At 62.6% G+C, this 26,127-nt stretch carries 18 protein-coding genes; 6 read left to right on the plus strand and 12 right to left on the minus strand.

The features are described 5' to 3' along the window. Nucleotides 1–59 precede the first annotated feature (59 nt). Nucleotides 60–1,394: an autotransporter strand-loop-strand O-heptosyltransferase gene (locus tag JNB89_RS05945; protein ID WP_220361661.1), complete on the plus strand. Its 1,335-nt coding sequence runs from the start codon at nucleotides 60–62 to the stop codon at nucleotides 1,392–1,394. A gap of 81 nt (nucleotides 1,395–1,475) precedes the next feature. Continuing rightward, a complete protein-coding gene (locus tag JNB89_RS05950) occupies nucleotides 1,476–5,774 on the plus strand; it encodes an AIDA repeat-containing protein (RefSeq protein WP_220361606.1) in 4,299 nt (1,432 codons plus the stop codon). Nucleotides 5,775–5,842: 68 nt separating this feature from the next. Here the strand turns inward: JNB89_RS05950 and JNB89_RS05955 are convergent, their stop codons facing one another. The 7 genes from JNB89_RS05955 to glmS form a co-directional block, all read right to left on the minus strand. After that, nucleotides 5,843–6,802, minus strand: coding sequence for a glycosyltransferase family 2 protein (locus JNB89_RS05955; protein WP_135895768.1), 960 nt, complete (start codon nucleotides 6,800–6,802; stop codon nucleotides 5,843–5,845). Nucleotides 6,803–6,839: 37 nt separating this feature from the next. Then, nucleotides 6,840–8,144, minus strand: a complete 1,305-nt coding sequence (locus tag JNB89_RS05960) for a flippase (protein WP_220361607.1) — start codon at nucleotides 8,142–8,144, stop codon at nucleotides 6,840–6,842. 47 nt (nucleotides 8,145–8,191) lie between these two features. Next, the gene (locus JNB89_RS05965) at nucleotides 8,192–9,145 is read right to left on the minus strand and encodes a GlxA family transcriptional regulator (protein ID WP_013343040.1); all 954 of its coding nucleotides are present in this window, start codon (nucleotides 9,143–9,145) and stop codon (nucleotides 8,192–8,194) included. Nucleotides 9,146–9,301: 156 nt separating this feature from the next. Then, a complete protein-coding gene (locus JNB89_RS05970) occupies nucleotides 9,302–9,562 on the minus strand; it encodes a hypothetical protein (protein ID WP_220361608.1) in 261 nt (86 codons plus the stop codon). Between the two features lie 11 nt (nucleotides 9,563–9,573). Beyond that, nucleotides 9,574–10,311 (minus strand): helix-turn-helix domain-containing protein, encoded by a 738-nt coding sequence (locus JNB89_RS05975; protein WP_135895771.1) that lies wholly within the window; start codon nucleotides 10,309–10,311, stop codon nucleotides 9,574–9,576. A gap of 480 nt (nucleotides 10,312–10,791) precedes the next feature. Next, a complete protein-coding gene (locus JNB89_RS05980) occupies nucleotides 10,792–12,324 on the minus strand; it encodes a N,N-dimethylformamidase beta subunit family domain-containing protein (RefSeq protein ID WP_220361609.1) in 1,533 nt (510 codons plus the stop codon). A 133-nt stretch (nucleotides 12,325–12,457) separates the two neighbouring features. Next, complete coding sequence (gene glmS, locus JNB89_RS05985; protein WP_135895773.1) at nucleotides 12,458–14,296, minus strand: glutamine--fructose-6-phosphate transaminase (isomerizing); 1,839 nt, start codon at nucleotides 14,294–14,296, stop codon at nucleotides 12,458–12,460. Between the two features lie 354 nt (nucleotides 14,297–14,650). On the opposite strand from glmS, the gene JNB89_RS05990 reads away from it, so the two are divergent. Continuing rightward, nucleotides 14,651–15,529: an NmrA family NAD(P)-binding protein gene (locus JNB89_RS05990; protein WP_220361610.1), complete on the plus strand. Its 879-nt coding sequence runs from the start codon at nucleotides 14,651–14,653 to the stop codon at nucleotides 15,527–15,529. Nucleotides 15,530–15,660: 131 nt separating this feature from the next. Here JNB89_RS05990 and JNB89_RS05995 read toward each other — a convergent pair whose 3' ends face one another. Together JNB89_RS05995 and JNB89_RS06000 are read right to left on the minus strand one after the other, a co-directional pair. Beyond that, the gene (locus JNB89_RS05995; RefSeq protein WP_220361611.1) at nucleotides 15,661–16,575 is read right to left on the minus strand and encodes a glutaminase; all 915 of its coding nucleotides are present in this window, start codon (nucleotides 16,573–16,575) and stop codon (nucleotides 15,661–15,663) included. 136 nt (nucleotides 16,576–16,711) lie between these two features. Next, complete coding sequence (locus tag JNB89_RS06000) at nucleotides 16,712–18,298, minus strand: DHA2 family efflux MFS transporter permease subunit (RefSeq protein WP_220361612.1); 1,587 nt, start codon at nucleotides 18,296–18,298, stop codon at nucleotides 16,712–16,714. 414 nt (nucleotides 18,299–18,712) lie between these two features. On the opposite strand from JNB89_RS06000, the gene JNB89_RS06005 reads away from it, so the two are divergent. Together JNB89_RS06005 and JNB89_RS06010 are read left to right on the plus strand one after the other, a co-directional pair. Further along, nucleotides 18,713–19,372 (plus strand): alpha/beta hydrolase, encoded by a 660-nt coding sequence (locus JNB89_RS06005; RefSeq protein WP_013343048.1) that lies wholly within the window; start codon nucleotides 18,713–18,715, stop codon nucleotides 19,370–19,372. Nucleotides 19,373–19,566: 194 nt separating this feature from the next. Further along, a complete protein-coding gene (locus tag JNB89_RS06010) occupies nucleotides 19,567–20,619 on the plus strand; it encodes a rod shape-determining protein (protein ID WP_013343049.1) in 1,053 nt (350 codons plus the stop codon). A 79-nt stretch (nucleotides 20,620–20,698) separates the two neighbouring features. Here JNB89_RS06010 and JNB89_RS06015 read toward each other — a convergent pair whose 3' ends face one another. Then, on the minus strand, nucleotides 20,699–21,100 hold the full coding sequence (locus JNB89_RS06015) for a hypothetical protein (RefSeq protein WP_135895778.1): 402 nt from the start codon (nucleotides 21,098–21,100) through the stop codon (nucleotides 20,699–20,701). A gap of 429 nt (nucleotides 21,101–21,529) precedes the next feature. Here JNB89_RS06015 and JNB89_RS06020 point away from each other — a divergent pair, with 429 nt between their 5' ends. After that, the gene (locus tag JNB89_RS06020) at nucleotides 21,530–23,812 is read left to right on the plus strand and encodes an amylo-alpha-1,6-glucosidase (protein WP_220361613.1); all 2,283 of its coding nucleotides are present in this window, start codon (nucleotides 21,530–21,532) and stop codon (nucleotides 23,810–23,812) included. Nucleotides 23,813–23,998: 186 nt separating this feature from the next. Here the strand turns inward: JNB89_RS06020 and JNB89_RS06025 are convergent, their stop codons facing one another. After that, on the minus strand, nucleotides 23,999–24,298 hold the full coding sequence (locus tag JNB89_RS06025; RefSeq protein ID WP_220361614.1) for a hypothetical protein: 300 nt from the start codon (nucleotides 24,296–24,298) through the stop codon (nucleotides 23,999–24,001). Between the two features lie 244 nt (nucleotides 24,299–24,542). Continuing rightward, entirely contained in the window at nucleotides 24,543–26,111 is a 1,569-nt protein-coding gene (locus JNB89_RS06030; protein WP_220361615.1) for a sensor domain-containing diguanylate cyclase, read from the minus strand. Nucleotides 26,112–26,127: the final 16 nt, after the last annotated feature.

Raw genomic sequence — 26,127 nt, forward strand, 5'->3', positions numbered from 1 at the left:
GTCCGTGCTGGTCATAGATTTGGCGCTCCGCACCTGAAACGCACATTTTTCCAATAATGATGACCAGAGAGCTTGCCACCGTCGATGCGAGTGCCGCAAACGCGCCTGCCGCAGCGGAGACCACCGCGGCCAATGCTGCCGCGCCTGATGCGTCGGGAAGCGGCGCGCGCGCGGCGGGCGACCCCGCCGACACGCGCAAGCCGCCGTTTCGCGCAGCGGCGCCGTTGCCCACGCAAACCGCACCGCTTGGCGTGCGGTTCGATTTCAACGACGGCTGCCGGATTGTTTTGCCCAAGGCTGCGGAAACCACGTGGCATGTCAGGCTCGCGGATTTTTCGACAGGCAATGTGCTGTTCGAAACCACGATCGAAGCGGGCACCGTGGCAAGCAGTAAAAAATACTTCGTGCCGTTTTCAATCGAAGTGGAAGCAAACGGCAAACGGGTTTTCGAGCATCGTTTCGACGCAACGAATAAACCCGTATTAATCGAGTTTCCGGTTGGCACGCTCGGCGACATCATCGGCTGGTTTCCGTATGCGGTGAAATTCCAGCGGCAGCATAAGTGCAAACTCACGTGCTCGATGGGGCCGCTGCTGATTCCGCTGTTTCGGGACTGTTACCCGGACATCGAATTCGTCACTCCAGAAGAGGTCGAGCCCGGGCGCTATTACGCAAGCTATCGAGTCGGACTCTTTTTCGGCGACGAAGCGAATGTTCATCAGCCGACCGACTTTCAGATCGTCGGGCTGCATCGCACCGCCGGCTACATTCTCGGGGTGGACCCGGCCGAAGAGCCGCCAAAGATCGGCTCTCCCGATACGGAAAGCCGTCCCATCGCTGAAAAATACGTTTGCGTCGCGGTGCAAAGCTCGACCCAATGCAAGTACTGGAACCATCCGCCGGGTTGGCGCGAACTGGTCGCGTTCCTGAAGGAGCATGGTTACCGCGTCATTTGCATCGACCAGAAGGCCACGCATGGCGCAGGAATGGTCTGGAATCACATTCCTCACGGCGCCGAGGATCACACGGGAGACCGGCCGCTCACCGAGCGCGCGCGCTGGCTCAGACACGCGGAATTTTTCGTTGGACTGTCGAGCGGGCTGTCATGGCTTGCCTGGGCAGTGGGCACGCCGGTTGTCATGATCAGCGGTTTCACCCACCCAACCAACGAGTTTGCGACGCCGTACCGCGTAATCAACTTTCACACCTGCAACAGCTGCTGGAACGACGTACGCGTGCGGTTCGATCACAAGGATTTCCTGTGGTGCCCGCGTCATGCCGGCACGCCGCGCCAATTCGAATGTACGCGGCTCATTACGACAGAGCAGGTCAAGCAGGCGATCCGGCGGATACCGGCGTTCGCCGCACAGGCTGCGGGGGGTGCAGGGCACTGAACCGCTGTATGCGCTGAACGGATGCACAACTGAAACAAGCTGAACAAGCGAAACAATAACAAGGGAACATCGGGGGTCGTAATGAAGCCGTTAACATATCGCCGTAAATACGGCGTGCATCGTTTTGGATACTCGAGTGCAAGGCTGTCGAAGCTGGCCTGGAATCTCGTTCAATGGGGTCTCTACTGCGTGGGCATGGTGGCTCCGTCTGTTGTTCCGGGCAGCGCCCATGCCAATGTGATTACCGTTCCGGCAGGTTCGGCGTATGTAGGCATGACCTTGTCAGCCGGCGACGCGATGTACGTCGAGGCCGGCGGTAGCGCGGCGGGCACGACTGTCGATGGTGGCGGCATGCTGGTCGTCTCGAGCGGTGGATGGGCCTCGGACACGGCGCCGACCTCGACTCATTACGCCTTCACGGTGAGCAGCGGCGGCGAGCTCGCCGTATCGGCGGGAGGAACCGCTGTCGGCGTCGCCATAGGCAGCGGCGGAATACTCGTGACGAACACGTCCGCCACGGTGTCAGGCACTAACTCAGGAGGCTCCTTCTCGATCTCGGGCAATTCCGCGTTCAATGTGCTTCTGGAGAGCGGCGGTAAGCTGGATGTACTCGCAGGTGGCTCGGCAACCTACACGTCCATCAATAGCGGTGGAGAACAGAACGTGCTGTCCGGCGGACTGGCAGACCAGTCGTACGTCCACTCGGGCGGGGTGGAAAACATCCAGAGCGGCGGCCTCGCTACGAACACCTTTGTCTATGACGGCGGTACCCAGAACGTTTTCAGCGGTGGCAGCGCATCGGTTTATACAGAGGTCCTCACGGGCGGCACGCAGAACGTAATGTCCGGTGGAACCGCCTATGCAACCTTGCTGCTCGGCGGCGTGCAGAACGTCTCGGGCGGGGCGTCCGCGTCGTTGACGTTCGTCAGCAGCGGCGCCACGCAGAACGTGCTGAACGGCGCTCACGCTACCGACACACGGGTTTCTTCCGGTGGCAGCGTGGTCGTATCGAGCGGCGGCGCGATATCGGCGCTGAACGTGACGGCCGGAGGCAGCGCAACAATCGCGGCAGGCGGCGCGCTGGTCGCCAGTACTTCGGACACGATCGTGTCCGGCACCAACGCGTCCGGCACGTTCTCGATCGCTAACAATACAGCGCACTCCGTATTGCTCGAGAATGGCGGCAGTTTGAGCGTGCTCAACGGCGGCGGCTCGGTCGACACGAAAGTGAGCAGCGGTGGTACCGAAACGGTATCGGCAGGCGGCAGTTCGCTCGACACGTTCGTGACTTCGGGAGGCCGGCAACTGGTATATGGATTGGCGAACGGCACGACCATCACCAATGCCGGATCGCAAGCGGTCTTGCTCGGGGGCGCCGCGAGCGGCAGTGTTGTCGTTTCTGGCGGTTCCATAAGTGTCGCGAGCGGCGGTAGCCTCGCGCATCCGACGGCGCTCGGCGGCGCTAATCTTTCCATCGCGCAGGGCGGCGCGCTGATCGCGGACACGTCTGACACGATCGTGTCCGGCACGAACGCGTCTGGAGCGTTCTCAATCGCGAACAACACCGCGACGCATGCGCTGCTGGAAAACGGCGGCGTTCTTACCGTGCTGGGCGGTGCTTCGTCCATCGACACGATCGTCAACAGCGGCGGCAGGGAGCTCGTTTCGTCAGGCGGAGTGGCAAGCAGCACCACGCTCAACTCGAGTGGCACGCAGAGCGTGCTTGCGGGTGGCTCAGCGCTCGGCGCCACCGTCAACAGCGGCGGCGCTCAGGCGGTCGCGGCTGGCGGCACGGCGAGCTCGACGGTTATCAACAGCGGCGGCACGCAGCAGGTCGCATCGGGCGGCACGGCGAGCTCGACGGTTATCAACAGCGGCGGCACGCAGCAGGTCGCATCGGGCGGCACGGCGAGCTCGACGGTTGTCAACGGCGGCGGCACGCAGCAAGTCGCATCAGGCGGCACGGCGATTTCGACGGTCGTCAACAGCGGCGGCACGCAGCAGGTCGCATCGGGCGGCACGGCGAGCTCGACAGTCGTCAACGGCGGCGGCACGCAGCAGGTCGCATCGGGCGGCACGGCGATCTCGACGGTTGTCAGCAGCGGCGGCGTGCAGGATGTCATCTCAGGCGCGACGATCGTGGATGCCCGCATTCTCTCGGGCGGCACACAGAACGTCATTTCCGGCGGTACGGCCACCGGCGTCACGATTTCCGCAGGGGGCGTGCAGTCCGTGACGTCGGGCACCGCCCACAACACACACGTGACCTCGGGCGGCGCGCAACGGGTAGGCGCGGCAGGCGTTGCGATAGCAACGATTCTCGACGGAGGCGCGCTCACCGTGTCCTCTGGCGGCGCGACGAGCGGTACGGTCGTGAACTCGGGCGGCGGCGAAACGCTGTCGTCGGGGGGAACTGCGTCGGGCACGACGATCAACAGCGGCGGCACGCAGTCCATCCTTGGCGGGGGCGTCGCTTATGCGACCACGGTCAACAGCGGGGGCCTGCAATACGTGGATGGCGTGATCGAAGGCTACGCCTATAGCACGACGGTCAACAGCGGCGGGATCCAGGAAGTGGCATTCGGCGGCTACGCGTCGGGCACGCTGGTCAAAGCGGGCGGCGTTCAGACCGTCGATTCCGCTGGCTCGGCGATCGATACCATGGTGAGCGGCGGCACGCAAACCGTGCTCTCCGGCGGCTCGGCGTTCACCACGGTGGTCGCGAACGGCGGCGTCGAAAACATTCTTGCCGGCGGCTACGCGAGCGGCACGACGGTTTCCTCCGGCACGGTTATCGTCGACGGCACAGCGGCCAACCTGAGCGTCGGTAGCGGCGCGGTGGTAACGGGTAGCGGCACGATTGCCTCGGACCTCACCCTCGCGAGCGGCAGCACGCTCGTTGCCCGTACGTTCGGTACGGGACTCACGGTGAACGGCACGCTCACTTTTGGCAGCGGCTCCTTGTACGCCGTGACCGTCAACGCGGCGGGCCTGAGCGGCGTCACCGCCGTGGTTGGCAACCTCGTCATCGCGGCCGGTAGCACGCTTGCAGTCACCGCAGGCGCCGGTTCGTATTCGGCTGGAACGGCATACCGAATCATCACCTACACGGGTACGCAAAGCGGCGCGTTCACCGCGGTGAATGCGGACTTCGCCTACCTGACGCCATCAGTCAACTACTCGGCAGGCGCGGTTACGCTCACCCTGAACCCGTCGACCGATTTCACCACGCCACCCACCACGCCCACCACGCCCGGAGCGCCCGCAGCGCCCGCAGTGCCTACTGGGTTCGCCATTGCAGCCACGACGCGCAATCAGGCGAACGTTGCCAACGCGTTGACTCGCGTCTATAACGCCGGCGGCGACGCGCTTACCACGGCACTTCTGAGCGCGTCGAAGAGAGAGGCGTCCGGTGCGCTCAGCCAGCTATCCGGCGACGAAGCGGCGATTTTCCAGCAGGTCGCCCAGCACCGCACGAGCGCGACGCAGGACGTCGTTGCGCAGCGCCTCGCGACCACCGCGTCTGCCGCGACGCGCAACGATCTGTGGGCCAGCGGCAATTATCAGCGCACGCATGTGTCCGGCGACGACAGCATTGGCAGCAGCGCCTACGAAGACCAGTCGGCGAATCTGACGCTCGGCTACGACCGCGCGGTGACCCACACGGTGCGAATTGGTGGTGCGCTCGCGATCAACGACGACACCGTGCAGTTTTCGAGCCGTGACGCGAATGCACGGGTCGACGGTGCGCAGGCGTTGCTGTACGGCTCGTACATGCCCGCGGGCACGGCCTTGTATGTGAGCGGCCTTGCAGGCGTTGGCTACTGGGACAACGCACTCAAACGTTCTGCGCGTGTGGGCGCGATAGCGGGCTCGCCTGAGGCTTCGTTTCACACCTCGAGCGTGGCGATGTACGTGGAGAGCGGATTCAATTTGACGTCCGCAATCGGCACCTTGCAGCCGTATGCGGGCATGCGTGCCGGCCATTACATGCAGCAGGGCTTTGGCGAGCATGGCGGCGGCGCGTTCAATCTGGACTACGCGTCGACCAACAGCAATGCGCTATCGAGCGTGCTGGGGCTGCGTTTTCTCAAAGGGCTCGGCACCTTGTTCGGTCATCCGCTCGACTGGCAGACGGAGCTGGCGTGGGAGCACCGCTTCGGCAGCACAGCGCAGTCGGTGAGCGCGGCCTTCGCCGATGCACCGTTGCAGACGTATCAGGTATTCGGTACGCCGTCGGATCGCGACGCCGGACGTCTAGCGATTGGCGCGAACTGGCATGCCAATGCGCGCACCACCGTGTACGCGAAACTGGGTGCGCAAGCGGGTTCGCATACACGGAACTATGAGGCGACGGCCGGCGCGCAGTGGAAGTGGTGACGCACGAGGTGCAGGCAGAAGCGGCGCGACGCATGTCGCGCCTTCTCAGCTTGCCCTTGAAGGCTCGTTCACATCTCGGGCTTGAGTCGATACAGTTCCGGCACGAGTGCGAGCAACAGACGCTTGAACGAAAAAAGCCGCGGCGAGATATGCGTGGCGACGTACCACGTCGCGGCGACGTTCATGCTGCGCAGCTTCAGATCGGGTCCGACGAGCGCGCTTGCGAAATGCAGGTCGCCGAGCGTCTTGCCGATGATCTCCTGCTTGATCTGCGCGCGCACCGGTGATTCGAGCGCGATGAAAGACAGTTGCGAGATCTCGTGAAGCAGCCGGTACATGCTGTTGTAGTGGTGCAGCGTCTTGGTGGTGAACATCGTCGAGTCCATGCGCAGGCGTCTCTTGAACAACGCCTGATTCAGCACGGCGAGCTTGATTCTTTGCTGCAGCAGCAACGCCGCGAAAAAATGATTGTCCTCGTAGACGATGCCTTCCACGAAACGCAGATCGCCAATGGCAGAACGTCGCGTGACGAAGCAGCACGGCGAAACGAAGTACCGTCCCTGTCTGAGCGACTCGACCACGAACTCGTCCGACCATAACGTCGCGGTTCCCAGCGGCCGCCGGTATCCGTTTACCTCCTGCTTGTACATTGGGGCGTCATTCGGGAAGACCGCCGCTTCGAACATCACGGCATCGATCTCGGGATTGCTGAATTCCCGGTGGCAGACACTCAACGTGTCGCTGTCGATCAGGTCGTCGCTGTCCATGTAGTACACGTACGAGCCTGTTGTCAGCGAGGTGCCCAGATTGCGCGCCGCGGATTGTCCCCGGTTCGGCTGATACACGTATCTGAATCGCGAGTCGTTTTCGCAATAGCGCTGCGCAATCGCGGCCGTGCCGTCCGTGGAGCCGTCATCCACGATGATCGCCTCGAAATCCGTGAAGGACTGACCTGCGACGCTGGCAAGCGCCTCGTCGAGATAGTGCTCCACGTTGTAGGCCGGTACGATGATGGAAAAAGCAGGCATAGGGCACCTCGATGGATTGGTAAGCAGGAACCGGAACTCAACCGGCATCCGCGCCGCGTGCTTCCTGAGCCGCCGGCGACGCAACGGAGATGCGCGACGTGCGCCGCGAAACTGGCGCAACGCCGCGAAAATACAGCCAGGTGAAGGCCGCCGCACCGACCGTTTCGGTCAGGATCACGGCGGCGATCGTCCCCTTCGCGCCGCCGTAGCGCGTGAGCGGAACGACATAGAGAAGATGCAGAACCGTCGCGGCGAGAAACACATTGGTCAGTGAACGGGCACGGCCCTGAGCAAGCAGCCCCAGGTCGCCGAATACGACGGCTACGCTGATGATTGGCGGCAGCACCGCTTCGAGTCTCAGAAGAGGAATCGAGGCGTGAAATTGCGGGCCGACCCAGGTTTCGATACCCCATGCCGCCAGTAGCTCGATGCCGATAAAGAGACTCACGGACGTGGAGAACACGGCCAGCATCGCCATGCGCATGAGCCGCTGCGCGGCTTGCGGATCGGTTGCGTGATACTGACTGATGCGCGGATAGAAAGCCTGACTGATCACCATGAACATGGCCTGCGCGGCCACACGAATCTTGTCCGCCATCGCGAACTGACCCACCACCTCCGCCCCGTGAAAGTAGTTGAGCAGGATCGAGTTGAAGTTCACATAAAAGCTGATCAATACAAAAGAGAGGAACAACGGAAAGCCGTCTTTCAGCGCCTCGACAATCTTTTTCGTGGAGACGCCGACAAGTTTCACCCACCGGTTGCGATACAGGATCCACAGCGCGCAGATCGCGAGCAGTACATTGCCGAGACTGACGCCAAGGGCGGCGAGTGCGGCATCGCCCGGCCCCTTGACTGCCAGATAGACGAATGCAAGACAGAGAAGCCGCGAAACGAAAGTCGGCAATACCAGCGCCCGCATGCGTTCGAGGCCCTGAAAAAGCCACACGGGCGTAACCGCGTTGGCAACAATACCGATGAATAGCGCGGCGAGTACATCGGCATGCTCACGCAGGTCCGGCACGAACACCACGCCCGCAACGATCAGAACGAGGGCCACGCCCACCAGTATCAGCCGCGCAGCCGAGGTACTGGTACAGACCTCGGCGAGCCCTTGCGGATCGCCGCGCGCGACCGACACATGCCGCGTTGCGGTGAAATTGAAGCCGTAGTCGGTCAGCAACACCATGTATTGCGCGACAGCCTGACAATAGGCCAACACTCCGAACTCTCTCGCGCCGAGTACATGCCCCAGATACGGCAACATCAACAACGGCACGACGTAATTGCCGCCCTGAATCAGGATCAGATACAACAGCGTCTTGCGAATCGGAGTGGTCATGGAAATACGCCTGGTGCGATGGTGGCTTTAGTCATGCGTAAGCCGCTCTACAGGCTCAAATGCCTCTGTGCGCGGAATTCGGTGGGCGACATGCCGTAGCGTTCCTTGAAAAGACGGCCAAGGCGGTTGCCGTCGCCCATGCCGCATCGCCGCGCAATTTTTCCGACCGGGATATTGGTAGAACTCAACATGGTTCGAACCACGTCGAAGCGCGTGCGCAGCAGGTACTCCAACGGAGTCATGCCGAATTCCTGCTTGAAACGGCGGCGGAAATTGCGCTTGCTCATTGCCGCGGATTCCGCTGCCTGCGCAATGGAAATAGGCTTGCTGTAGTTCTCCTGTATCCAGCGAGCCGACTCGCGAACCTTGTTCGTGGTAGTCAGCGACTTCGCGTCGCCTTCACGCGGCCTCGTATGCTTGAGCGTATTCGTCTGCAGATCCACAGCCACCTTTCGGGCTATGCGCGGACCCAGGTCGCGCTCGACCTGCGAAAGGGCCAGCTCGGCCGGGGCAGCACCGCTTGTGCGGGACGTCGCGGGATTGTCGTCGAATAGAAAGACCGGCACTGCGAGCCGTGAGGCGTTTTTATAAACCAGCGCAAGCTTCGAGCCCTGCGTAATGCGCAGCGATGCAACGGCGCCCTGGCGCGTAATCCATGAATAGAGGCGGTTGTTCGGTTCGGTGACTACGGAGGCGTCGCGGCACGCCACGAACAACGCGTGAAAGTCGCTCACGCTGTAGCGCCTCAACTGCTCGGTGACGATCGAAATACCGCACGAGCTGGTAACAAGGCCTCCTTCTTCGGACAATACGGTGAGGCGGTACGGAGCACCCTCGCCACGGTGCACCTCAGCCAGATTGGCGAGGCGGAAAGCGTCGCCAATCGCACCTGCGCTTGCGGTGAAAAAGTTCTGCGAAACGAGAAGACCTATGTGCATCGACGGTGCCAGACAGTCGGGTTTCTCGTTGACGAGCGGCCTGGAAAGTTCGACGAGATCCATCACGATTAGGGCTCCCAATATATTTATTAAACGAGCTAAAACACGGGGGACAGTGAATTGTAATAACGGCCGTTTCTGCGGATGTGCTGCTGATCGGCGGCTCAGCCGCCAATTGCTTGTCGTGCTTCGCCAATGCGCGGCTCGCTTCGAACGCAGTTATCCGCGCCGCTTGGCGGCCTTGATGACGGCTCTCATTACGGCCCTCATCTCGGGCCGCATTGCCGCCCCGACACGGGCAGCGATCGCGGCGAAAGTCCGCACAGGGATCAATGCAATCGCCACGAAAACAAAGACGATGAATACGGCCAGCACATAAAAAGTTGCAAAGACAATGAGTATCGGGGTGAACCAGAACCTTTCGCCACGCGACGCCGGTGGCAAGTTTCGCCAATGACCGCGCAGCGGACCTTCCTCCATGTCGCTCTCACTCAGGCAGAACCTGTGCGGCCGCGGCGCCGGTACTCAGTTGGCGAGACCCCAAAGCGCTTGCGAAATAGCTTCGCGAGCTGCGATCCGTTGCCCATGCCGCTGCGCCGGGCGATCTTGTCGACGGGAAGATCCGATTCGGCGAGCAGCCGGCAGGAACGTTCGAGGCGGGCTTTCAGCAAGTACTCGGAAGGCGTGGTGCCGAGCTGCCGCCGGAAGCGGCGCAGGAAAGTCCGCTCGCTCATCGCCGCGTTCTGGGCCACGTCGGCGATGGAAATGTCGTGTTCGCAGTTCTCAGTGAGCCATTGAGCGCAGGCGTGCATCCTGTCGCCTTCCATCTGCGGCTTGCCCGGCGTTGCCGGATTTGCGTGAGTTGCGTGCGGAAGAAACGTGATACGTATTTCGGCAGGCCGTGCAATGACAGCGCCGTGATCTGTGTGGTCTACGATCCATACCGGAGCAATCAGGTCTTGACAATCCAGACTCGACCTGACAATGGAAGCGAGCGTTGCATCCGTATCCGGCGCAATCAGCATCTGCAGCTTGTCAGCGCCTTTGCGCGCGCGATGAATGGACGCAGCGTTTGCGGCAGCAAGTCGTTCAGGACGCAATTCGTTTTCGCCGGATTGAAGCTCGCGGCTCGAAACGATATCAATGTGTACATTCGTATTAATTAGACGATGTACTTGTGCTGCTTTATCCGTTGGTAGGAGGCAACTAGCCGGACCGAGTTTATTCATGCTGTCTCCTGGTGTTCAGAGTGTCGTGCGTTATTGCCTGAATGCCGGTCAGGTATGACAGTGCTTTTTATCGGGCAGGAGCGAAGAGGGCGTCGGCAAGTACAATACTTACGCAATCTTTCTTCGCTTTGTTTTGAATGGAAGGATAGCTGTAAGGCTAGTTGCGTGCTCACCTAAATTCAGCCTTCACCGGCCAACCTTGGCTGACAACGCAGACGTGCGTTATGACATGCCGTGCGATGAACGAGCGCATGCCACGGGCCGCCGGAAACTCAGCTTAAGTACCTTGAAAAAAGGCGCTTTGTCGGCAGGAACTTCGGCAGTACTCGCTCGCTATGCGCCTTACATGGAAAGATATACGTAGTAATACGAAGTAACGTAATAGACAGTTATTCGCATTCGCGGAATTGGCTTATTCTGCGAATGCGACATCGGCGTGCGCGCAACCGTCAGTGCTTTCATCACCTCACAGCGGACCTGTCATCCAGCATCGGTGTGCAGTGCGACCTCTCCGGCGGCATCGGCTGTTTCTTGCCGCGCGTAGCTCTGCTGCAATGCGCTTGTCTCTTCAGTACCGGTGTATTTGCGCAGCACGTTACGGGTGATCTGCTCGACCACGCTGTGGCACTTCGCCGCGCTGTCGCCTAGTGCCCGTGCCCAGTCGGTCGTGCCTACGTTGAACACTTCTCCGGCACTGCGTCGGCCGTCGCGCAACAGCGGACGAAATATACCGATCGCGCCTGCACCGCCCATTTCCCATCCAGTAAGCTGATCTGTGACCGCCAGCGTTTCGAATGCATCGTCGGGCCAGTCGGGTGGAATGCCGTCGGCCTCATAGCCGACGAGCCTGTCTTCCGCGCCGAATGTCTGGCCTTTTTGCAATTGAGTACCGGCGAAAACCCAATGTTCCGGTTGTTTGACGGTGAAACCGATGGCCTGACGCTCGCACTTGACCCAGCGTCTGCGCCAGCGCGACCACGTGCCCCAGTGGCCGCCGCCGTGCTTATAAGTCAGTCCTATCAGATTGCTTTCATTGCCGCTTACGCGCGGGTCCAGGTCAATCTGTTCCTTCAGTACGTCCCAGTTTTCGGCGAGCTTGCGCATTTCGGTCGGCTGGCCGGGCTCCGAGCCGATAAACCGGATAGGCCGGTAGCACGTATTGCCGCTGAAAACCGCGACGCTGCCGCCCTGGGTGACGAAATACGCGACATGTGCGCGCATCTCCTCGCTCCAGTACTCGTGGTGACCGACGCTCAGCATGCAGCGGTAATGTGTGAGATCGAGTGTGGTCGCGTTGTGCAGATCCAGGTCTGTATAGAAGTCACAGGCAATGCGCTCCTTGCGCAGCCAGCGTATGAACTTTGCGTCCCAATGGGCGAATTGCTGGCGCATCGAGCGCGTGTCGTACGGGTCTACCGGCTCACCGAGACGTGCGCCCAGTCCACCGCCCGGGCGGCGCAAACTGACGCGATTTGCCGCGCGATAACGGTGGATGCGGTCGTCATAGAAGCTCCCGCCGCCGGTCGAGTTATACGCGTGGTACGTTGCAGTCGGAATGATGTAGGCCAACGCCGCCGTGGGCGTGCGCGGACGGGCGATCACCAGCGCCATGCTGTCGCTGTGCGGCTGCGCCGCGAACACCGACAGATGCGCGGCGCACGCGCGCCCGAGTTCATCGGCAGGCTTGCCCGCGGCGTCGACTTCATACGCAATCGCCACATATGCGCCGCTGTGCAGGCCCGACGCGTTCGGCCGCAGCGTGAGTGTGGGCCAGTTCCAGTTTTCGTCGAAGCGCATCGGCGCGCTATTGCCAGCCGATTCGAACACGTACTTGCCGTCCACCAGATTGGCGCTCACGTCGTTCTTGCCTGTCACGATGACGCCACACAGACTGGTCAGCGCGTCGTCGTCCTGTTGCTGATAAATGGCGATGCTAAAGCGCCGGTTCGGCTGCACTGCAAGTTCGAAAGAGGCTCCCGCAGTAAAACTCGGATGAATCGGATAGAGCTGCATGTTCGCTTTCCTTGCGCGAATTTGCCGGGCACCGGCCCAACCAATGAGTTCCGATTGCATTGCGGCACGCGATTCACGTCGCGCAACCCTTTGCTTATACAGAGATGCTCCGCGCGCATCTGTGCGCTACGCCTCATTCGACTGTCACGGACTTCGCGAGATTGCGCGGTTTATCGACGTCGGTGCCGCGTGCGCATGCGGTGTGATACGCGAGTAGTTGCAGCGGCACGACGTGCAGAACCGGCGACAGGCTGCCGTAGTGTTCGGGCATGCGAATAACGTGGAGCCCGTCGGCTTCCGCAATACGCGAATCGACATCGGCGAAGACGTACAGTTGGCCGCTGCGGGCTCTTACTTCCTGCATGTTCGACTTGAGCTTGTCGAGTAGCGCATCGTTAGGCGCCACGGTCACGACGGGCATCTGGCTTGTCACGAGCGCAAGGGGGCCGTGCTTCAATTCGCCGGCGGGATAGGCCTCGGCGTGCACGTACGAGATCTCCTTCAGCTTCAGTGCGCCTTCCAGCGCGATGGGGTAATGCAGCCCCCGGCCGAGAAAGAGCGCGTGGTCGGTGCGAGCGAAAGTTTCTGCCCACGCGACGATCTGCGTTTCCAGCGCCAACACGCTGTTCAGTTTCCCCGGCAACCGATGCAATTGCTCCAGAAACTCGCTTTCCTGCGCCGCGGTAAGGCGCCCGCGCTGCTTGCCGAGCGTCAATGCCAACAGAAACAACGCAACAAGCTGCGAAGTGAAGGCTTTTGTCGAAGCAACGCCGATTTCCGGTCCCGCGCTTGTCAGATACTGAAGCTCTGCCTGCCGCATCATCGTGCTGCTGGCAACGTTGCAAATGGCGAGCGTATGCCGGTGACCGTGGGATTGAGCGTGCCGCAGAGCAGCGAGCGTATCCGCCGTTTCTCCCGACTGCGAAACGACCACCACCAACGTGTTCGGATTGTGGACGCTGCTGCGATACCGGTATTCGCTTGCAACTTCCACTTGAGTCGGTACTTTGGCGAGCGATTCCAGCCAGTACCTGGCTGTCATGCCGGCGTAATAACTCGTGCCGCACGCGATTACCAGTACTGAGTCGATTTCGCGGAACGCGTGCCGCGCGCCCTGACCGAACAGATCGGCGGTAACGGTATGCACGGTTTCGATTGCGTCCGCAATGGCACTCGGTTGCTCGAAGATCTCTTTATGCATGTAGTGCCGGTACGGACCAAGTTCCACCGCGCCCGTGCTCGAGCGGTGTACCTTGACTTCGCGCTCCACCTGCTTGCCGCTGCGATCGAAGATCTGCGCGCCATGCAGCGTCAATTCCGCTATATCGCCTTCTTCCAGATAGATGAAATTTTCGACCGTGCCCGCGAGCGCCATGACGTCCGAGGCCAGATAATTGCCATGTTCTCCAAGACCGACGACGAGCGGTGATCCCGCCCGCGCACCGATTACACGGCCCGGATCATTGCGCGCGAACACTGCAATTGCATAGGCGCCATGAAGGCGGTCGAGCGCGTGCCGGACAGCGGAAAGCAGATTGTCCGCTCCTTGCGCCGGCTGCCTTTGCCACATCTGATGAATCAGGTGCGCGACAACTTCGGTATCCGTATCGGACTCGAACACATAACCGAGTGCTTCGAGTTCTTCTCGCAACGACTCGTGGTTCTCGATGATGCCGTTATGCACGATGGCGATTTCGTCGCTGGAAAAGATGGGATGCGCGTTTCTCGCGACAGGCGCACCATGAGTCGCCCATCTTGTATGTGCGATACCGATCATTCCGGACAACCTGGCTTCGGCAACTTCGGCTGCGAGATTCGCGACTCGCGCGACACTGCGCACGCGCCGCAATGCACCTTGCTGCACGACGGCGATCCCGCAGGAGTCGTAGCCGCGGTATTCGAGCCGCCGCAAGCCTTCGGTCAACATGGAGGTGACGTCGCGGCGATCCACTGCTCCTACGATTCCGCACATGGAAGATCTCCTCATTTCGCTGCGATTCGGACCGGCCTAAAGAGCTGCTAGAAGCGGGCTGTTAAAAGCGGGCTGCTAGAAACGGCCTATTAAAAACGGCCTATTGAAGCGGCCTATTGAATCTGTTGCATTGCAACCAAGCATAAACACCGCGAGCTCATGCGCGCGCGCAGCGGCGCGAAATGTTGAACGGTTGTCCGGTAAATGAGCAGGTTGCTTTCGCACGCAACAGCTATGAAACATGGTCATGCTGGTTCGTCATTAAGTAAATGACATTGATGCTCTCGCGAAATGTCGATGAAACCTTGAAAATGCACCGCACTACCGTATGAATTTTTCAAGGAGCGTTCGAACATGTATGCGATTACCGGTGTGACGGGACAGGTGGGCGGGGCGGCTGCACGGGCGTTGTTGGCAGGCGGGCACAAGGTGCGCGCGGTGTTGCGCGACGAGACAAAGGCGGCTCAGTGGCGGGAGTGCGGTGCGGAAGTGGTCATCGCGTCGTTTGAAGACACCACTGCGCTAACCGCTGCGTTTAGCGGCATGACGGGCGTGTTCGTCATGATGGCGCCCAACTTTGCGCCGCAGCCCGGCTATCCGAATGCGCATGCCGCCGCGCAAGTGCTGAAGAAAGCGCTGAGCGACGCGCGGCCGCAACGAGTGGCGGTGTTGTCTTCGGTTGGCGGGGAACGTGAGGCGGGTCTTGGGCTCATTACGCAGGTGCACATTCTGGAAGAAGCACTCGCCGGCTTGCCGGATCTGCAGATGTCCACCGCAATCATGCGGCCCGCGTGGTTCATGGAAAACTCGCTATGGGACATTGCGCCGGCGCGCGGCACGGGCGTCATGCCGGCCTTTCTACAACCGCTCGACCGCGCTTATCCGATGGTTGCCACCGAGGACATCGGCCGTGTCGTCGCCCGCACGCTCACGCAGTCGTGGCAGGGAAGGCGCGTTATCGAAATTGAGGGGCCGCAGCGTTATACGCAACATGACATAGCGGCGCTGCTTGGCAGTGCGCTGCAACGCGACGTGCAAGCCCGGACGGTGCCGCGCGATCAGTGGGAAGCGCTGTTTCAGTCGCAAGGCACGGCGTGGCCGGCGCCGCGCATGGAAATGCTCGACGGCTTCAACTCAGGATGGATCGATTTCGAGGGCGGTGCAAACGAGCATGTGACAGGCCAAACCACCTTCCAGACCGTGTTGGCCGAGCTCGTCAAGCGGACGGGTTGAACCAACGTAATTCGCTACAGGTAAGTAAGCAATGGCGCGGCAGGAGTACTTTCGCCGAAAGAACGAACCCTGCCGCGCTATTCGCTAGCCCCGTTTCGCCGTCATGTCTGTGCGGTGCCGCGCATTGACCATTAGAAGATCGACTTTCCCGTATAGGTCGTCAACCATTCGAGTGCGAGCACGCCGGCCAATGAATTGCCATTTGCGTCGAGCCCGGGTGACCATACGCACACTGCCATTTCTCCGGGCAGCACAGCGACAATGCCGCCGCCCACGCCGCTTTTAGCCGGCAGGCCGACGCGATATACGAAGTCGCCGGCAGCGTCGTAAGTGCCGCACGTCAGCATGAGTGCCGAAAGGCGTTTCGCGGAGCTGGTGTCGAGAATACGCTCGCCGGTGGATGGCACGACACCGTGGTGGGTGAGAAAGAGCGCGGCTTTTGCCAATTCCACGCAACTCATTGAAATTGCACATTGGCGGCAATATGCATCGACCACTACTTCTGGCGGCATTTCCATGTTGCCGAAGCTCGCCATGAAATGCGCCATTGCGCGATTGCGGTGCGCGTGCTGCAACTCTGATTGAGCAACGCGCGAATCGTAGTCAATGCTCGTTTCGCCTGTTAAGCGGCGCATGAATTCCACGAGCGCGGTTTCCGCCTGCACGAAGCGCCGGCATAGTACATCCGTAACGATCAAGGCGCCCGCGTTGATGAACGGATTGCGCGGCTTGCCGTGCTCCGCTTCGAGCTGGACCAGTGAGTTGAATGCGTTGCCCGACGGCTCGCGGCCCACACGTTGCCACAGCGCATCGCCCAGCAGGCGGAATGCCATGGTGCAGGCGAACAGCTTCGAAATGCTCTGAATGGAAAAACGCGTGTCCGCTGCACCCGCCCGGAAGATTTCGCCCGACGCCGTGATGATTGCCATGCCGAAGCTGTCGGCGGGGACTTTGGCCAGTTCCGGAATGTAATTGGCGACTTTGCCCATGCCCAGATAAGGCCGCAGGTCGCGATGAATCTGTTCGAGGATGGATGCGTAGTTCATAAGGCTCACTCAGTGGAGCCGCGATTCTACTGGCAGCGGCGCTCGAACGGTTCAGGCAGGCGTCGCGCGGCGGCTGTTGTCCACCGCTGCGCGACTGCCGCTGCGCGTCCCGCCCGGGCCTCGGCCAGTGGGGTCGTCAATGCGCGCCCGCTGCGCCTCCACCGCCGCCTTTCGCAGGCCGCGTGATCCAGATGAGCGGAATAATCAGAATAAAGATCACCGCCGACACAAAGAAGATGTCGTTCAGGCCCATCATCGCGGCCTGCGTAGTGACGTTGAAATCAAAGAGCGCGTGCGCCGATTGCGTGTTCAGATGGAGTAGAGACTGAGTCGAGTCGATCTGTTGATTGAACAACGGGTTGTTGACGGAAGCGCGTTCAGTTAGCCGTTCGTGATGCAACACGGTGCGGTTGTTCCAGGCGTTGCCGGCTACCGAGGTACCCACTGCGCCGCAAAACACGCGCACGAAATTCGACAGGCCGGCTGCCGCCGGAATCTTCTGCGGCGGTTGCCCCGACAGAATGATCGACGTGAGCGGCACGAAAAAGAGCGCCATGGGAATGCCCTGCAACAGCGTGGGCAGCACCAGATGCCAGGTGTCGATTTCGATCACGTACTTCGAACGCATATAGAAGACGATTGCGAAGCCGACAAAAGCCATGGTCGAAATGATGCGGGCGTCCGAGCGCGGCAGCACGCGGCCCATCACCGGTGCGAGGATCACCGCAAAGATGCCGAGCGGTGCAGTGACGAGGCCCGCGTCGACAGAACGGTAATTCAGGTACTCCTGCATCCATTGCGGCAACAGCACCAGGTTGCCGAAGAACACGCCATACGCGACCGAAATGGCTATCGTGCCGCCGAGGAAGTTGCGCTCGCGAAAAAGCCGCAAATCGACGATAGGATTTTCTTCGGTCAGTTCCCACACGAGAAAGAACGCGAAACTGACGAGCGCGGTCAGGCCGAGAATCACGATGACCGGCGACGCGAACCAGTCGAGGTCCTTGCCTTTGTCGAGCATGATCTGCAGTGCAGCAACCCAGGTGATCAGAAGGCCCAGCCCGACCACGTCGATGGGCGGCTTGCGGGTGGGCGACTCACGAGTGCGATAGATCATCCAGGTGACGCCGGCGGCGAACAGACCCACTGGAATGTTGATGTAGAAGATCCATGACCAGCTGTAGCTGTCCGTGATCCAGCCGCCCAGCGCGGGACCGGCGATCGGACCCACGGTGGCCGTCATTGCCCATAACGCGAGCGCGGTCGACGCTTTCTCCTTCGGATACGAGCCGAGCAGAATGGCTTGCGACAGCGGGATCAGCGGGCCGGCCACCGCGCCCTGGAACACCCGCGCGAGCAGCAGCACCGGCAGCGTCGGCGCAATGCCGCAGAGCCACGACGCGAGCACGAACATAAGGATCGCGCCGACAAAGAGTTTCACCTGGCCGATACGCTGCGTGAGCCAGCCGGTGAGCGGAATGGAGACGGCGTTCGCCGCGGCGAATACGGTGATGACCCACGTGCCTTCGTCGACGGAAACGCCCAGGTTGCCCGAAATGGTGGGAATGGCGACGTTTGCGATCGACGTGTCGAGCACGTTCATGAAGGTGGCGAGCGCGACCGCGATGGTCGCGAGCACCAGTTGGCCGCCTTGCAGCGGCGGCGGAGGAGCGGGCGTAGCGGGCGCAGGCGCTGGAGACGCCGCGGGGGTAGGTTGGCTCAAGACATTCTCCGGTATTGGTTGCTGCGGACCTGCCGCGCTGCGCGCAGCGCTGTGGGTGCTGCCGGCACTTGCCGGTGCTGCGGGAGCGAATGCACGCCCCGAATGCATGCCCCGAATGCACGCCACTACGCGTGAGCACGTGGCTGTGCACGTGCATGAGCCTGTGCATGCGCCGTGCACGCGGGTCCGCCGGATGCTCGCAAAAGCATACCCGCATTCGCGTTGCGACGTCGCCGGGCCGGGCAGCCCCACGCGACACGAGCGACACGAGCGAGGCTGACAGCGTATGCTCGCGGTTAAGGCCGAACCAATCCGCATAGCACCGATAGCGCCGATAGCAGCGATGGCAGCGCATCGGTCAGCGTGCGGCCGGCCGCCATCAACCGCGATTCACTGAAGCGAAGGAACAGCAATATGGCCTGGGAGCAATTCGAACACGGCTGGCGGCGTGCGCCGCTCAACTCGCCTGCGAAGGGGCTTGTCGTGCTGATGCACGGAGTCGGCAGCAATGCGCGGGATCTGATGCCGCTCGCGGACATCTGGAGCGAGCGTCTGCCGGACGTGGCCTTTACGTCGCTCGACGGCACCGACCCTTTCGACGGCGGTTTCGGCGGCCGCCAGTGGTTCAGTCTGCGCGACATCAGCGAGGGCAATCGCGAGGCGCGTGCAAGTGCTGCCTACGCGGCCCTGCGCAGCATGCTCGAAGCCGAGCTCGCGCATTGGCAGCTTGCTTTCGGACGCCTTGCGCTGGTCGGTTTTTCGCAAGGGGCCATCATGGCGCTGCATCATGCGGCGACGAGCGCGGAGGGCGCCGTCTGCGTCGTCGCATACTCCGGGCGGCTCGCTTCGCCCGTGACCGCGCGCAATGGCACGCCGCTCACGCTGATTCACGGCGAGGAGGACGAGGTGATCGGGGTGCAGGAGCTCGAATACGCCGCCGACCAGTTCAGCGCGGCGGGCTACACGGTCGATGCCTACGCGTTGCCGGGCGTCGGCCATACGATCAGCGCGGACGGCGTCGCGCTCGGCGAGGCCGCGCTGGAGCGCACGCTCGGCGCATTGTCGCGGGATTGACACGGTCCGCGCGAAAAGCGCCGCTAAAGTTATTGATCGGCTTGCCGTTAACTGCTCATAGCACGAAAATCACGCCGCCGCGGGACTGCGCAATGCCCGCGGTCTGGGTGACCGGGGCGCATTTTCCACACTGTCGCGCATGAGCCGGCTTCGCAGCCGGGCGACGCTACCGAGCGATACAACAGAGCCTCCTTATGGCCAGACCGACGCCGCATCACCCGCTTTTCGATCGACTGTTCCGCCAGGCCGTGACCGTGGACCTCGGCACGGCCAACACCCTCATCTATACCGACGACGGCGGCATCGTGCTGAATCAGCCGTCGGTGGTCTGTTTCGAGAAGGACCAGTCGAGCGGCCCGAAACGCGTGGCGGCGGTGGGTGCCGAGGCGCGCCAGCTTCTCGGCCGCGCGCCGCGCAACCTGGAAGCCGTGCGGCCCATGCGCCACGGCGTGATTGCCAATTTCTCCGCTGCCGAGCACATGATCCGGCAATTCGTCGACATGGCACGGCCGCGGCAACTGTTCAGCCGCCGCGCTGCTTTCACGCTATGCGTGCCGGCCGGGGCGACGCAGGTCGAGCGCCGCGCGATTACCGAAGCCGCCGTGTCGGCCGGCGCGTGGAAGGTGAACCTGATCGGCGAATCGCTGGCATCGGCGGTCGGCGCGGGTCTGCCGGTGGCGGAGGCAACCGGTTCGATGGTGGTCGACATAGGCGGCGGCACGACCGAAGTCGGCGTGCTCACGCTCGGCGGCACCGCGTACAGCGGTTCGATTCGCGTGGGCGGCGACGCCTTCGACATGGCGATCGTCAGTTACGTGCGCAATCTGTACGGCGTGCTGCTCGGCGAGCAGACCGCGGAACACGTGAAAAAGAACATCGGCACCGCCGTGCGCGACGTGCCCGCCGAGCATATGAACGCCACTGGGCGCAGTGTGGACGACGGCCTGCCGCGCACGGTCCAGCTAAGCAACCACGATGTCGCGGACGCAATCGAAGGGCCGCTGCGTCAGGTGATCGGCGCGGTCAAGCGCGGGCTTGAAATGGCGCCGCCCGAGCTTGTCACCGACATCGCGCACAACGGCATCGTGCTGACGGGCGGCGGCGCGCTGCTCGCCAACCTGGAGCGGCGTCTCACCCATGAAATCGGCCTCGAGGTGCGCGTGGCCGACGAACCGCTCACGTGCGCCGTGCGCGGCGCGGGCGCGGCGGCCGCGAGCGGTCTGCTGGACGAATTTGCCTGCCAGTGAGCGAACGGCAAATCGCAACCTTGCGCGCGTTAGCCTTCGAATCGCCTACATGAGGCGCCGGCGCGTGCCCGCGTCTCGCTCAGTGCTTGCGATGCGCGTCCGTGTCGAGCGCGCGCTCCGCCGCTTCGCCGACAAGACCGTGATAGTAGAGGTGCACGCCGATCGCGAGCGAGTCGTTGCGAATCTCGTGGAAAGCCTTCCACGCCTTCACTGGGTCCTTGAACAGCAGATAGTGTGCTTCATGCGCAATCAGGTCGGCCACTTCGTGCAGACCGTGTCCATGCAGCACGTCGACGAGCGCATCGAGGCTGCGATGCGTGCGCGCGTCGGTGCGCGGGTACAGCATGTGCAGCACCGCCACGTTCTGCGTCTTCAAAGCCGCCGACAACGCGACGACGATGTCCTGATGGTTCAGCGCGCTGACGGCGCTGTCTTCGGCATGGACGTGGTCCGGGAAAAGCGTTTCGAGTGAGGCGTTCATACGGGTCATTCCTGTTTTTCTGGCCGATTAAAAAGGCCCGCCTGTACAGCGGGCCAAACACAGCGACATGTCCGCCGGGCTAGCGGGACACGAATCCAGTATCGCAGAACGCCTCGTGCTCACTCAGTGCTTGCCGGGCAAAACATTGTTGCGGCCAGTGTACGCATGTGCCCGGCTAAGCAGGCGCGGCAGCCCGCAAGACGGCTGCCGCAACCGCGCGATCGGGGCGCGGCGGGCGGCCCGATTGCCCGCGGCACTGCACGTCCTGTGCCACTGAAAAAAACCGAAACTCCCCCGTGATAAGTTCGTCTGACGAGTCGAGAGCTTCTACAATCGGAAGCGACCGGGCGCGGCCGGGCACGTCCTTGCGCCGCCCGGCGGCCACCGCAGTCGAAGCATACGCAGCAGCGAACCATAGGAGCGACCCTGATGCAGCAGCCTGAAGCCCTCGGCGGCCTGTCCCACTCGGGCGGAATCGACCATCGCGAATCCGAGCCGGACGGCGCATTCATCCCGACGGAAAATCTCAACGTTGCCAGCGCCACGCAGCACGTGCTGAAGTCGGGCGACACGTTCATCGTCAACGATCCGCTTGGCGACATTACCGGCCACGACGACGGCCTGTTCGTCAACGATACCCGTGTGCTTTCGCAGCTGCGCCTGACCTTCGGCGGCCGCGCGCCCTCGCTGCTCTCGGGCAGCGTCAGCAGCGACAACACGTCCTTTACCGCGCATCTGACCAACCGCCCCTTGCCGCCGCTTGGCGGCGACAGCACGCCGGAAGGCGTGATCCACGTCGAACGCGTGCGCGTGCTGTCGGGCACGGTGCTCAACGAGGCAATCGAACTCACCAACTACGGCACGAGCGACGCCATCGTGCCGCTGTCCATTTCGTTCGATAGCGACTTTCGCGACATGTTCGAGGTCCGTGGCCTCAAGCGCGCGCGGCAAGGGCGGGTGGAGGCGGCGCGCGTGGAGAACGACGAAGTGCTGCTCGGCTACGTCGGTCTCGACGACGTGGCGCGCAACGTGCAGATCGCTTTTGCGCCGCAGCCCGACAAGCTGTTCGCCAATCGCGCGGATTACACCGTCAAGCTGCCCGCGCAGGCGTGCGTGTCGATTTATCTGTCGGTCGCCGTTCAGGTCGTGGCAAAGTCGCCCGATGCACCGAGCGCCGGCGTGTCGTCGCCGACCCATCCGCTCAGCGAAGCGCACATGTCGCAGATCGATACCGAGCGGCCGCGCGTGGGCCGTGCCGCAGTGCGCGCGGCGCTGGTCGACGCGCACCTTGTCATGCGCGAGCGGCGGCGCGTGACCGCGCGGGTCCGCTCGAGCAATCCGCTTTTCAACGCGTGGATCGACCGTTCGCTTGCCGACCTTGGCTTGCTGACCACGGATCTCGCGACCGGTCCATACCCGTATGCGGGCATTCCGTGGTTCTCCACGCCGTTCGGCCGCGACGCGGTGATTACGTCGTTGCAGACGCTATGGTTGCAGCCGCAACTGGCTGCCGGCGTGCTGCGTTTTCTCGCCGAGCATCAGGCGCACGAGAATTCGCCGTTTCGCGATGCCGCGCCGGGCAAGATCATGCACGAGATGCGCAAGGGCGAAATGGCCGCCACCGGCGAAGTGCCGTTCGCGTTGTATTACGGCGGCGTGGACACCACGCCGCTCTTCATCGTGCTGGCGGGCGCCTATGCGGCGCGCACGGGCGATCTCGGCCTGATCGACGAATTGTGGCCCGCGCTCGAGCGGGCGGCAGGCTGGGTCGCGGGCGTGTGCGACAAGAACCGTTATGGTCTGCTCGATTATCAGCGCGAGTCGGACGGCGGCCTCGCCAATCAGGGCTGGAAAGACAGTCACGACTCCGTGTTCCATGCCGACGGCCGCTTTCCTGATGGACCGATTGCGCTCGTCGAAGTGCAGGCGTATGCGAGCGCCGCCTTCGACACGATGGCTCACCACGCCAAGCTGCGCGGTCTGCACGACGCGGCCGCGCAATACAGGACGCGGGCGAAGAAGCTGCGTGAATGCGTGGAAGAGAAGTACTGGATGGAAGAGTCGGGCTTCTACGGCATCGCGCTCGACGGGCATGGTGAACTGTGCCGCGTAATGGCGTCGAACGCGGGCCATTTGCTGGCTTTCGGCTTGCCCTCGCGCGAGCGCGGCGAAGCGGTGGTGCGTGCGCTCGACTCCACGCTCTTTCATACCGGCTGGGGCGTACGCACGCTTGCCGCGAGCCAGTCGCGTTTCAATCCGATGGCGTATCACAACGGCTCGGTCTGGCCGCACGACAACGCGATCTGTGCGCGCGGTCTGTCGCAATACGGCGGCAAGGCTGCGGCGGTGCGCCTTCTGCAAGCGCTGTTCCAGGCGGCAGTCAACTTCGACATGCGCTTGCCAGAACTCTTTTGCGGGTTCCCGCGTCGGCGCGGCGAGCCGCCTACCGCTTATCCGGTCGCCTGCCTGCCGCAGGCGTGGGCGGCAGGTTCGCCATTCATGATGCTGGAGGCGTGTCTCGGCATTACGATCGACGCCGAACGCCGCGAGGTCCTGATCGAGCAGCCGATGCTGCCTGAAGGCATCGACTGGCTGGAAGTGGGCGACCTGCGGGTAGGCGACGCATCGGTGTCCATCACGTTCCGCCGCATCGGCGACAAGGTGGTGGCCTCCGCGGAACAGGGCGATGTGAGGGTAGTCGCGCTGTTGTGAGGGCTCTGTTGTTCGAGTATTCAGGCACGGAGCGAGGCCCGGTGTTGACGTCGGGCCGATGACCGGCTGTGAGCTCGGGCTCGCTTGCGCACGCGCTGTCGTTCAGGCTCCTATGCGCAGACCGTGATGCTCTGGCGCCCACGCGCTGGCCATGGCGCTCGGTCGGTCACACGCAGGCTCTCATGCTCAGTCCGGCTTCTTGAGTCCGCTTGGATTGGCCGGCGTGCCCGGCGACGCCTCCGGGCGCGGCGGCCGGCTGCCGTCCTCCGGCGCGACGATGATGCCCGCGCCGGGCAGCAGCGACGCATTGCCGGTGGTCGCGGCCGAGGCGGGCGCGGCAGGCGGCACACGCGGCTTTGCGGCGCCTGCCGAATTGCCGTCCGGACGTTGGTGGCCGGTCCCGATAGCCGCGCCGGTCCCCTGCGCGCAGACCGTTGCAGAAAACGCGAAAGCCGATGCCGCGATGGCGACAAGTCTCGTGTGCATGACGGCGTCCTCCACCTGAGCTTTACGCCCGCGCGGCTTGATGTGGCTTTACGAACGGGCGGCCCCGGACAGCCTGTCCGGTATGCATACGGAATTCTTAGCGCACGCTGCTGGACGGGTCAATCAGGGGGAAACACTCCATTTTTCCGCTTGGCTGAAGTGCCCGGCAGGCGGGGTGGAACCTCCTGGGCTGCGACAAGCGGCACGCGGCTTGCGCAATGACAGGCTTGCGCTTCTCGCACGCCTACATCGCTCCCACGCTTGCATCGCAGTCGGCTCCCGGCTGCCGCTCGCCGTCGTCGCCGGAAATCCGATAGGTGCCTTTGCCCGCTTTTTTCGCGCTGTACATTGCCTCGTCGGCGCGTCTGATGAGATCGTCGACGGGTTCATGTTCCCGCGCCAATGCAATCCCAATGCTCGTGCCAATGCTGATCGAGACGCCTGCCGCGAGCGGATACGGCTTGGCTACTTCACGAATCACGCGCTGCGCGATCGCGACAATCGAGGGCAACGTCGCATCTTCGACGATCACGGCGAACTCGTCGCCGCCAAGGCGCGCCGCCATCTCGCCGTGGCGAAGCGTCTGTCGCAGGCGGGCCGCGACCGTCTCCAGCACTTCATCGCCCGCGCTATGGCCGTGCCTGTCGTTGACAAGCTTGAAGCCGTCCAGATCGAGGTACAGGACCGCGGTTTGCGTCGCTCTGCCGGAGCGGACATTCACGAGGATTTTCTCCAGACGCTCGCGCAGTTCGCGCCGGTTCGCGAGTCCCGTCAGCGAATCGTGGCGGGCAAGATAGAGCACCTTGGCTTCGCTTTGCCGGCGTTCGGTCACATCCTCGATGATGACGACGGCGCTGCCGTCGGGCACTGGGTTGCGCCGTAGTTCCAGTTGCCGTCCGTTGCGCAGTTCCAGCGCGAGTGGACGCTGTTTCTCCCGCAGCCAGGCCGCGCATTTTTCGACGAAGTGCTCGCGCAGCGTGTCGTCGAACTGCGCGAAGCCGGCGTGCGCGAGAAACTCAGGCAGCGGCAAGTTCAGCATCAGCATGTCGACGCTCGTGCCGAACAGTTGCGCGGTGCGGCTGTTCGCAATGACCACTTTGCCGGCGCGGTCGAGCGTGCAGAGGCCGTGCGGCATATGAGTCAGCGCGGCATCGAAACGCGCCGCGAGTTCGGCGTGATTCTGCTCGGCGATCATCAGCGCGACGAGGCCGCGGTAGTGGCGCCGCACAATCGACGCCATCGCGGCCACATAAAGAAGCAAAGGCGGTATGAGGATCCACGACCCGTCGGTGGGCGAGAGCAGGGCACCGATGCCGATGGGTATCGACACCGCGCAAATCTGTGCGATCGCGAGACGCGGAACCGCGGCGTTTCTCGAGGCCACGCCGCCGAGAATGCCCGCTGCAACCATGATGGCGAGCGATCCGAGCGTGGTGTCGGCGGTGCTGACGCAGGCCATCGTTCCGAGCCCGAGCAGCAGGCTCGTCGCGACGCACAGCGGCGCATAGGCGGCTGCCCACGGACCCGGACTGAGCGGCCCTTTGCGACCTTGTACCGCATACGCGTGAATGATGCTCAGGCGTCCTAGCAATAGCCACAGATCGGCGCACAGCCAAACCGTGGCCCACGGCTGATGCAGGCGCACATACGCCATCACGGCGACGAACGTGCTCGCGATGATGGACATGACAAGCGGCCAGCGATTGTCGAACAGCGTCGACAACAGGCGGGCGCGGAGAGTGTGCGAAACGGCTGTGCCCAATTCGGGCGGAGTCGTGAGAATCGACTCGGAAACGGAAAGATTGACTGCCATGGTGCCGCTCGATGGG

The organism is Paraburkholderia phenoliruptrix (genome assembly GCF_019511605.1).
In the GTDB taxonomy this organism is placed as follows: domain Bacteria; phylum Pseudomonadota; class Gammaproteobacteria; order Burkholderiales; family Burkholderiaceae; genus Paraburkholderia; species Paraburkholderia phenoliruptrix_A.